Annotated in this window: 6 protein-coding genes; 2 read left to right on the forward strand and 4 right to left on the reverse strand. The window is 68.3% G+C overall.

All coding sequences use genetic code 11. The annotated features are described in order from the left end of the window. Positions 1-316 (forward strand): response regulator transcription factor (locus tag ACFTZB_RS40120; protein ID WP_378440667.1); only part of this gene is annotated, 316 nt, incomplete at its 5' end. Between the two features lie 38 nt (positions 317-354). Here the strand turns inward: ACFTZB_RS40120 and ACFTZB_RS40125 are convergent. Together ACFTZB_RS40125 and ACFTZB_RS40130 are read right to left on the reverse strand one after the other, a co-directional pair. Beyond that, positions 355-2,133 carry an ATP-binding cassette domain-containing protein gene (locus tag ACFTZB_RS40125; RefSeq protein WP_378440669.1) on the reverse strand — a complete coding sequence of 593 codons (1,779 nt, stop codon included), beginning with the start codon at positions 2,131-2,133 and terminating at the stop codon, positions 355-357. Between the two features lie 7 nt (positions 2,134-2,140). Then, complete coding sequence (locus tag ACFTZB_RS40130) at positions 2,141-2,512, reverse strand: hypothetical protein (RefSeq protein ID WP_378440671.1); 372 nt, start codon at positions 2,510-2,512, stop codon at positions 2,141-2,143. A gap of 215 nt (positions 2,513-2,727) precedes the next feature. On the opposite strand from ACFTZB_RS40130, the gene ACFTZB_RS40135 reads away from it, so the two are divergent. Further along, the gene (locus ACFTZB_RS40135; protein WP_378440673.1) at positions 2,728-4,020 is read left to right on the forward strand and encodes a class I SAM-dependent methyltransferase; all 1,293 of its coding nucleotides are present in this window, start codon (positions 2,728-2,730) and stop codon (positions 4,018-4,020) included. A gap of 85 nt (positions 4,021-4,105) precedes the next feature. Here ACFTZB_RS40135 and ACFTZB_RS40140 read toward each other — a convergent pair whose 3' ends face one another. Beyond that, a complete protein-coding gene (locus tag ACFTZB_RS40140) occupies positions 4,106-6,100 on the reverse strand; it encodes a transglycosylase domain-containing protein (RefSeq protein ID WP_378440677.1) in 1,995 nt (664 codons plus the stop codon). Positions 6,101-6,287: 187 nt separating this feature from the next. After that, complete coding sequence (locus ACFTZB_RS40145; RefSeq protein ID WP_378440675.1) at positions 6,288-7,616, reverse strand: 2-hydroxycarboxylate transporter family protein; 1,329 nt, start codon at positions 7,614-7,616, stop codon at positions 6,288-6,290. Positions 7,617-7,792 lie beyond the last annotated feature (176 nt).

The raw sequence follows: 7,792 nt of genomic DNA on the forward strand, positions 1-7,792 counted from the left end.
GGGGGCCGGGGGGGCGGGGCGCCTCGCCGCCGTGGGGGGGGCCGGCGTGGGGGCGGCGGCGGCACCGGGGCTGTCGCCCCCCACGCCCTGGCCGGCCGGGCTGACCGACCGCGAGGTCGAGATCCTGCGACTCGTCGCGCAGGGCCGGTCCAACCGGGAGATCGCCGCCGACCTGTTCATCGCCGAGAAGACGGCACGCAACCACGTCGAACGTGTCTACGCCAAACTCGGTGTCAACAACCGCACGCAGGCCAGTCTCGCCGCGATCGACCGGGGTCTGGTGGGCTTCCCGGTCAATGAGGTCGCAGGGAAGTGACGCGTCCGGCGTCCGGCGGGACCGACCGTGCCGGGCGGTCATCGCCGGGATGCGCCGGGCCGGGATCGCCGGTCCAATACCCACACCGTGGCGAGTGTGAGGCCCACGGCAAACGAGGCGAGCGCGAGGAGACTGCCGCCGGTACCGCCCCGGAAGGTGTCGCCGTAGGCGGACATGGCCGGCACCGCGGTGCTGTACCGGTCGAGGTCCAGGTCACGACCCAATGCTTCGAAGGCATGGCGGTTGGACAGGCCGAGGCTCATCAGGCGTCCCGGGACGGCCATCTCGTCGACGGGGACGATGGCGCCACCGAACAGAACCTGAGGGAAGCAGAGCATCGGCAGGGCGAGGGCGGCCTGCGCGGCGTTGGACACCGCGGCCGAGGCGAGCAGTCCGAGGACCAGCGCGGACGTCGCTTCGATCACAATCGTCACGAACAGGAAGGCGTACACGTGCCATCCGACGGCGGGGAGCCGACCGAGCGCCCGCAGAACACCGAGAAGCAGCGCGCTCACTCCGGCCAGCACCGGAAGCAGCGCGGTCACCTTCGAGGCCACGTACGCGCTCACGCCGAGCCCGGCCAGGCGCTCCTGCCGGAAGACGGCCATCTCCCCGACGATCTGGAGCAGGCCGTAGGTGAGGCCGAAGAAGAAGCCCGCGAAGGCGATCCAGAACACGATCTGGGCGGGGCCGAGGTCGGCCGCGCCGCGCGGATCGAACGCGCCGCGCTGGAACAGCGTCGCCATCATCGCCGTGACCAGCACCGGTGAGCCGAGCAAGACCGCCAGGGTCAGCCGGTTGCGCAGAAGAACATCGACATTGCGCCGCGTGAGGAGCCACCACTGCTGCACCATGCCCGGGCGTTCGACGTTCGAGCGGGTGGCGGCGCGGGGCGGTGGGGCCGCGCCGGGCCGGGCACCCGAATTCTCACCGCAGGCCGCGAATCGCTGCGCCCAGATCTGAGGGGTGTGCTCGCGTGCCAGCCGGTCGTACACCTCGGCGAGATCCTCCACACCGAAGTAGCGCCGAGCCTCGGTCGGGCTGCCGGTGAAGGCCAGGTGTCCGTCGCGTGCCAGGAACACCACCCGGTCGCACCGGTCGATGCCCGCGGGCTCGTGTGTCGTGAGGACGACCGTGACGCCGCGCCGGCTGAGCCGGTGCAGCAGGCGCATCACGTCGGCTGCGGTCGACGGATCGAGCCCGGAGGTGGGTTCGTCGAGGAAGAAGAGCCGTGGCCGGGTGAGTAGCTCCACGGCGATACTCGCCCGCTTGCGTTGGCCGCCGGACAGCGCACGGACCGGCACCTCGGCCCGATCGGCCAGGTCGAGGTCCTGCATGGTCTCGTCGACGATCCGGTCCGCTTCGGCCGCCGACGTGCCCGCGGGCAGCCGGAGCCGCGCCGCGTACCGCAGCGTGCGGCGCAGCGGCATCTCGAGGTGGATGATGTCGTCCTGAGGTACGTAGCCGATACGGGAATCGGCGACGACCCGGGCCCCGCGAACGACGCCGTCGTGCCGAACCTCCCCGGCCGACGGTGGTTGCAGTCCGGCAAGGATCTCCAGCAACGTGCTCTTTCCCGCTCCGCTGCCGCCGGCAATGGCGACCAACTCGCCCGGTTCGACCGATAGCGACAGCTCCTGGAGAATCTGCCGCCGCCCGACACTCCTGCTCACGTCGACCGCATCGACCCGCCCGCCGTCCGCCGCGTCAGGTCCGTGATCCGACAGGCACGTGCCGACCCGCCCGACGGTGGGTGGTTCGAATGCAGATTCGGTCGTGACCGGTGATTTCCGTGATTCCTGAACTCGCTTCGTCATGCCCTGATCATCGGTCCGCCGGTTCCGTCGTCGCATGGGGCGTTTGCCTCAAATCGCGAGGTCCCTGCTGCTCTTTCCGGCCGTCAACCGTCGATTCTCGGGACAGGACGTGCTCGGCCGCGCCAGCTACGCTGGCGTGATTGCGGTGGGCAATGTCGAGGAGTGCGTCGAAGGCGGCTTCCTGGCCGCAACCATATTGCTCGGCCAGGAGTGCTACCGCGGTCGACAGCAGCTGTGCACGTGCCATCTTCGACGAGTTCCGTCCGGCTGCAGCGGAGGTGTCAGTTGGCACGGAAAGTCCTTTCGCTCTGTCGGCGGTCCAGGCGACCTGGGCGACCACTTCAGAGTCGTCGGCGAGACGAACAGAGAACACCGACATTCGCCTAGTCGTTCCCAGGCGTGCGGGCGGCGAGATTCGAGAATCGCGACGCCCGAATCGGTGGCAGTAGTTGGTGTGATGGTCTGCGGCGACGGACGTTCCATCGATATGGTCGACGAGGTGGATTTCGGGACGTTTGAGGGTTGACAGGTCTGTGGGTCACGGCGAGCGGCATGAAGTGCGCACGCCGGACCCACACTTCGACGGAGGTGGGTATGACGGTCGCTGACACGGTGGCTCCGCTGGTTCGCGCGGTGCTCGGTACGCAGGTTCCGGTGGGGATCGGGTGCTGGGACGGTAGTCGCAGTGGACCTGCGGACGCGCCGTGGCAGGTGCACCTCGTCAATCGGCGTGGCCTGCGGCGGTTGCTGTGGGCGCCGAACGATCTCGGTTTCGCCCGGGCCTACGTGTCCGGCGACATCGACATCGAGGGTGACCTGCTCGCCGGACTGGACGCGCTGGAGGAGGTTGCGGACCCGAGCCGGGGCCCCGGTGTGCGGATCGACGGGCAGACGAAGAAGGCGCTGGCGACGGCGGCGCTGCGTCTGGGGATCGTCGGGCTGCCACCGAAGCCGCCGGCGGAGGAGATGACATCGCCGCGCGGGCGCCGGCACGACAAGGCCCGGGACGCCGCCGCGATCAGCCACCACTACGACGTCGGCAACGATTTCTATCGACTCGTGCTCGGTGAGTCGATGACCTATTCGTGTGCGTACTGGGCGGAGCCGGGCGGGGATCTGGACGCGGCCCAGTACGCCAAATGCGATCTGGTGGCCCGCAAGCTCGGACTGACCGCGGGGATGCGGGTACTCGACGTCGGCTGCGGGTGGGGGACTTTCGCGCTGCACGCGGCACGTCGTTACGGTGTGCACGTCGTCGGTGTCACCCTGTCCCACGAGCAGGCGGACTACGCCGCCAAACGGATGGTCGACGCCGGGGTGGGGGAGTTGGTGCAGATCCGGGTCCAGGATTACCGTGACGTCGCGGACGGCCCCTACGACGCGATCTCGAGCATCGGCATGGCCGAACACGTCGGCGAAACGATGCTGTCGACCTACGCCGCGGACCTGTTCGCCCTGTTACGCCCGGAGGGCCGGTTGCTCAACCACGCGATCTCGCGGCGACCACGCAAGACCGCGGACACGTTCTCCAGAACGTCGTTCATCGATCGCTACGTGTTCCCGGATGGGGAAATCGAACCGATGGCACCGATGATCGACGCGCTCGAAGGGGCCGGTTTCGAGGTGCGCGACGTCGAGTCGCTGCGCGAGCACTACGCGCTGACCCTGCGGGCCTGGGTGGCGAACCTGGAGGCGAACTGGGACGCGGCGGTGGCCTCCAGCAGCGCCGGACGGGCACGGGTGTGGCGACTGTACATGGCCGGGGCGGCGTTGGCGTTCTCGGCGAACCGGCTCGGGATCAACCAGATTCTGGCAGTCAAGAGCACCGCACGGGGCAGCAGCGGCATGCCCGGAACCCGCGACGAACTCTTGCGGGCGCACACCTGAGCAGCGGCGTTCCGCACCCGGTACGCGCCGAACCGCGCAGGTGCGGAGGCCCGCTCAGGTCGTCGCGGGCCTCGACACCACCCGGTCAACGGGCGTAGCGCGGGTCGATCGGAGGCAGGGCGGTGGGGCCGAAGTTGTTCGCGATCGGCATCATGGCCGTGAACCAGGTGCGGGCCGGCTCGGTGCCGCCGAACAGGTTTCCGTCCCCGCACGCGCGCAGCGGGCTGGTGCAGATCTGGCCCGGGGTCGGCGTGTCACCGAACACGTAGACGCTGCCTGCCAGGTTGTTCGTGTACCCGACGAACGCCGACGACATGTGCGATTCGGTGGTCCCGGTCTTGCCGGACATCGGCAGCTTCCACCCGGCGGCGCCGGCCGCGGCCGACGCGGTGCCACCGGGCAGGTCGTCCTTGCTGAGCGCGTTGGACAGGGTGTCGGCCAGGCCGGGATCGATGACCTGTTCGCACGCCTGCTGGGTGAGCGGCACCGGCCGGCCCTGCCGGTCGACGATGGAGTCGATCGGGCTCGGCGGGCACCACTTGCCGTGTGAGGCCAGGGTCGCGGCGACATTCGACAGTTCGAGCGGATTGATCCACACCGGGCCGAGGGTGAACGACCCCAGATTCTGGGCCTTCTGCATGTCGGCCAGACTCTGGTCCCCGAACCCGGAGGTGCCCGGTTCGTTGTAGGACCGCATGCCGAGGCGTACTGCCATGTCCACCGTCGCATCGACCCCGGTGGCCTGGAGAAGTTTCACGAACGCGGTGTTCGGTGACTGGGCGAGGGCGTCGGTGACCGACAGTGCCCGCGGATACGGGGCGGCGTTCTGCACGCAGTAGGCGCCGCCGGGGCACCCGGGGGCGCCGCCGTCGCCCATCCCGTAGGCGTCGAACCGGCCCGGTACGTCGAGGATCGCGTTCAGACGCAGCCCCTTCTCCATGGCCGCTGCGGTGGTGAAGATCTTGAACACCGATCCGGCTCCGTGCCCGGACAGGGAATAGGGCAGTTCCTGCACCGTCTCGGCGGCGGCTGCGTCCAGACCGTAGTTGCGACTGCCGGCCATGGCCAGGACCCGGTGTTGGTCCTGCCCGGGCTGCACGACGTTCATCACGCTCGCGATGTCAGGGAGTTTCGGGTCGGCGTAGGTGGTCACCGCTGACTTCACCGATCCCTGCACGGCCGGATCGAGGGTGGTGCGGATCAGGTAGCCGCCCCTTTCGAGTTGCTCCCGCGACAACCCGGCGTTCTGGAGGTACTGCAACGCGTAGTCGCAGAAGAACCCGCGGTCGCCGGCGGCGATGCATCCGCGGGGCAGGTTGTTCGGTTTCGGTAGCACCCCGAGCGGCGTTTCCTTGAGGGCGCGGATCTCGGCGGCCCGGTCCGGAACATTCACGACCAGGGTGTCCAGGACGACGTTGCGGCGCTCGAACACCCCCTCCGGGTTGGTGTAGGGGTTGAGTGCGGAACTGGACTGCACCATGCCCGCGAGCATCGCCGACTGCGCCAGGTTCAGGTCCTTCGCGTCGATGCCGAAGTAGGTGCGGGCGGCGTCCTGCACCCCGAACGAACCGTTGCCGAACGGCACCAGATTCAGATAGCGGGTGAGAATTTCCTCTTTGGACAGTTCCTGGTCGAGGGTCATCGCCATCCGAATCTCCCGGATCTTGCGGACCGGCGTGGTCTCGATCGCGGCCCGGCGTTCGCCGTCGGTCTTGGCGACCACGTGCAGCAGGTAGTTCTTCACGTACTGCTGGTCGATCGTCGAGGCACCCTGTTCGATCTGACCGCTGGTGGTGTTGGTGAAGAACGCCCGCATCGTGCCCTGCCAGTCCACCCCCTGGTGTTCGCCGAACCGTCTGTCCTCGATGGAGAGAATCGCCAGTTTCATGTCGTTGGAGATCTGGTCGCTGGGGACCTCGAATCGGCGCTGGTCGTACAGCCAGGCGATCGGGTTCCCGGTGACGTCGGTCATCGTCGTCACCGCAGGCACCACCCCGTCGGACAGTTCGGCCGAGGAATTACCGACGCTGTCGGCGGCGCGGTTGGATGCATACCCCAGCCCGGCGGCGATCGGGAACATCACCCCGGCCAGCAGCACTCCCGCGGCCACCGTGGCGCCGGTGAGTTTGAGAACGGTCCTGGTTTGCAATTCGGTACCTCCTGCGACGATGCACCGGCAACGACGCAACCGGTGCTCGCCCGATTATCGGGCCACTCGACGCGGTTGGGGCGTGAATGACACGCACGGGGTATTCCCGCAGGGTGTGTCAGCCGAGGATGCGGACGAGCGAGGCGGCGGAGACGACGGTGGTCACGCCGCCGAGCCGGGTCGAGATCTGCGCGAACGGCATCAGGTTCATGCGGTTCGATGCAGACAGGATCGCGACGTCGCCGGTTCCGCCGAGGCCGCTGTGGCAGACGGTCACCAGGGAGGCGTCGACCGGGTACATGCCGATCGCCTTGCCCACGAAGAACCCGACCAGCACCATCGAGAGCACCACGGCGGTACAGGTGATCACGTAGCCGATCGAGATGACGTCGATGACATTGTTCAGCGGCACGTAGAGCAGGCCGAGCCCGATCATGACCGGGTAGATGAAGTAGCCGGAGATGATCGTGTAGACGCCGCGGGCGCTGTCCTCGACACTGGCGGGGAAGACGTCGAACAGCTTGCAGATCACCGAGATGAGGATGACCAGCACCGGGGCCGGCAGGTGGACGAGATGCTCGAGGAGGGTGCCCAGCACGAACAGGCTGCAGATCGTCAGCACACCCATCGCGTAGTGGGGTGAGGTACTCGACTCCTGTTCCGCCGCATCGTCGCCGGGGGAGAGAAGGTCGTCGGCGCCACCGGTCTTGACCAGCCGGCCGCCGCCGTCGAGGTGCGGCCTGCGCTCACCGATCCGGCGCAGGACGCCGGCGCCGATGATGGCCACGATGTTGCCGATGATCGCGGCGGGAATCAGCTGGGCGATGTAGTCACCCGACTCTCCGCCGAGCGCGGAAGCGTAGGCGGCCGACAGCGGGATGACGCCTTCCCCGATTCCGCCGCCGAGGATGGGGACGACGATGAAGAACAGGGCGCGGTGGAAGTCGTAGCCGAAGGCCATGGCGACGCCGATACCGACCGAGACGGCGACGGCGGTGCCGAGAACCAGCGGCGGGAAGATCTTGATCAAGCCGCCGACCATCACCGTGCGGCTCATGCCCAAGATGCTGCCGACCACGAGTGTGCAGATGACGAAGTACAGGAAGTTCGCTTCCTTCATCAGCGAATGCACCGCGTCGAGCGTGTTGTCGTTGAAGACGCCGAAGTAGACCAGAATCGACGGCGTCATCAGGCACACGAGCGCGCCGCCGCCGATCTTGGACACGATGGGAAGCCGATTTCCCAACGGCCCGAGGAGCATTCCCAGCCCGACGATGACGGCGAGCCCGCCGATCATGTTCTTCGGGATGGAGTCGAACAGGCCTGCCACCATCACGATGGCGGTCAACGTGATCGGGATGATCAGCGGCACACCGTCGAGGCTGGCGCGGCGCAGCGGCGAAGCCGGCTTCGCCCGAGTCTTGTCCGGTGGGGTCTTGACGCTCATGGGTGTTCCTCTTCGGGAATGTGGCGGCCTCACCGGCCGCGAATGGAGGGAGCGGAGAGGTGGGGGGCCCCCCTCAGGGAAGGGCCCGCGCCCGGCCCGCGGTGGGGTGGAACCCGCCGCACAGACCCGCCCCCCCGGGGCGGGGGGGGGGGGGGGCGCCCCACGACCGGGGGGGT

Source organism: Rhodococcus sp. NPDC057014 (assembly GCF_042673295.1).
In the GTDB taxonomy this organism is placed as follows: domain Bacteria; phylum Actinomycetota; class Actinomycetes; order Mycobacteriales; family Mycobacteriaceae; genus Rhodococcus_F.

Coding starts and splice junctions, on each gene's coding strand:
- ACFTZB_RS40140 (WP_378440677.1), bottom strand. CDS start 6,100: ATGTTCCCGATCGCCGCCGGGCTGGGGTATGCATCCAACCGCGCCGCC.
- ACFTZB_RS40145 (WP_378440675.1), bottom strand. CDS start 7,616: ATGAGCGTCAAGACCCCACCGGACAAGACTCGGGCGAAGCCGGCTTCG.
- ACFTZB_RS40130 (WP_378440671.1), bottom strand. CDS start 2,512: ATGTCGGTGTTCTCTGTTCGTCTCGCCGACGACTCTGAAGTGGTCGCC.
- ACFTZB_RS40135 (WP_378440673.1), top strand. CDS start 2,728: ATGACGGTCGCTGACACGGTGGCTCCGCTGGTTCGCGCGGTGCTCGGT.
- ACFTZB_RS40125 (WP_378440669.1), bottom strand. CDS start 2,133: ATGACGAAGCGAGTTCAGGAATCACGGAAATCACCGGTCACGACCGAA.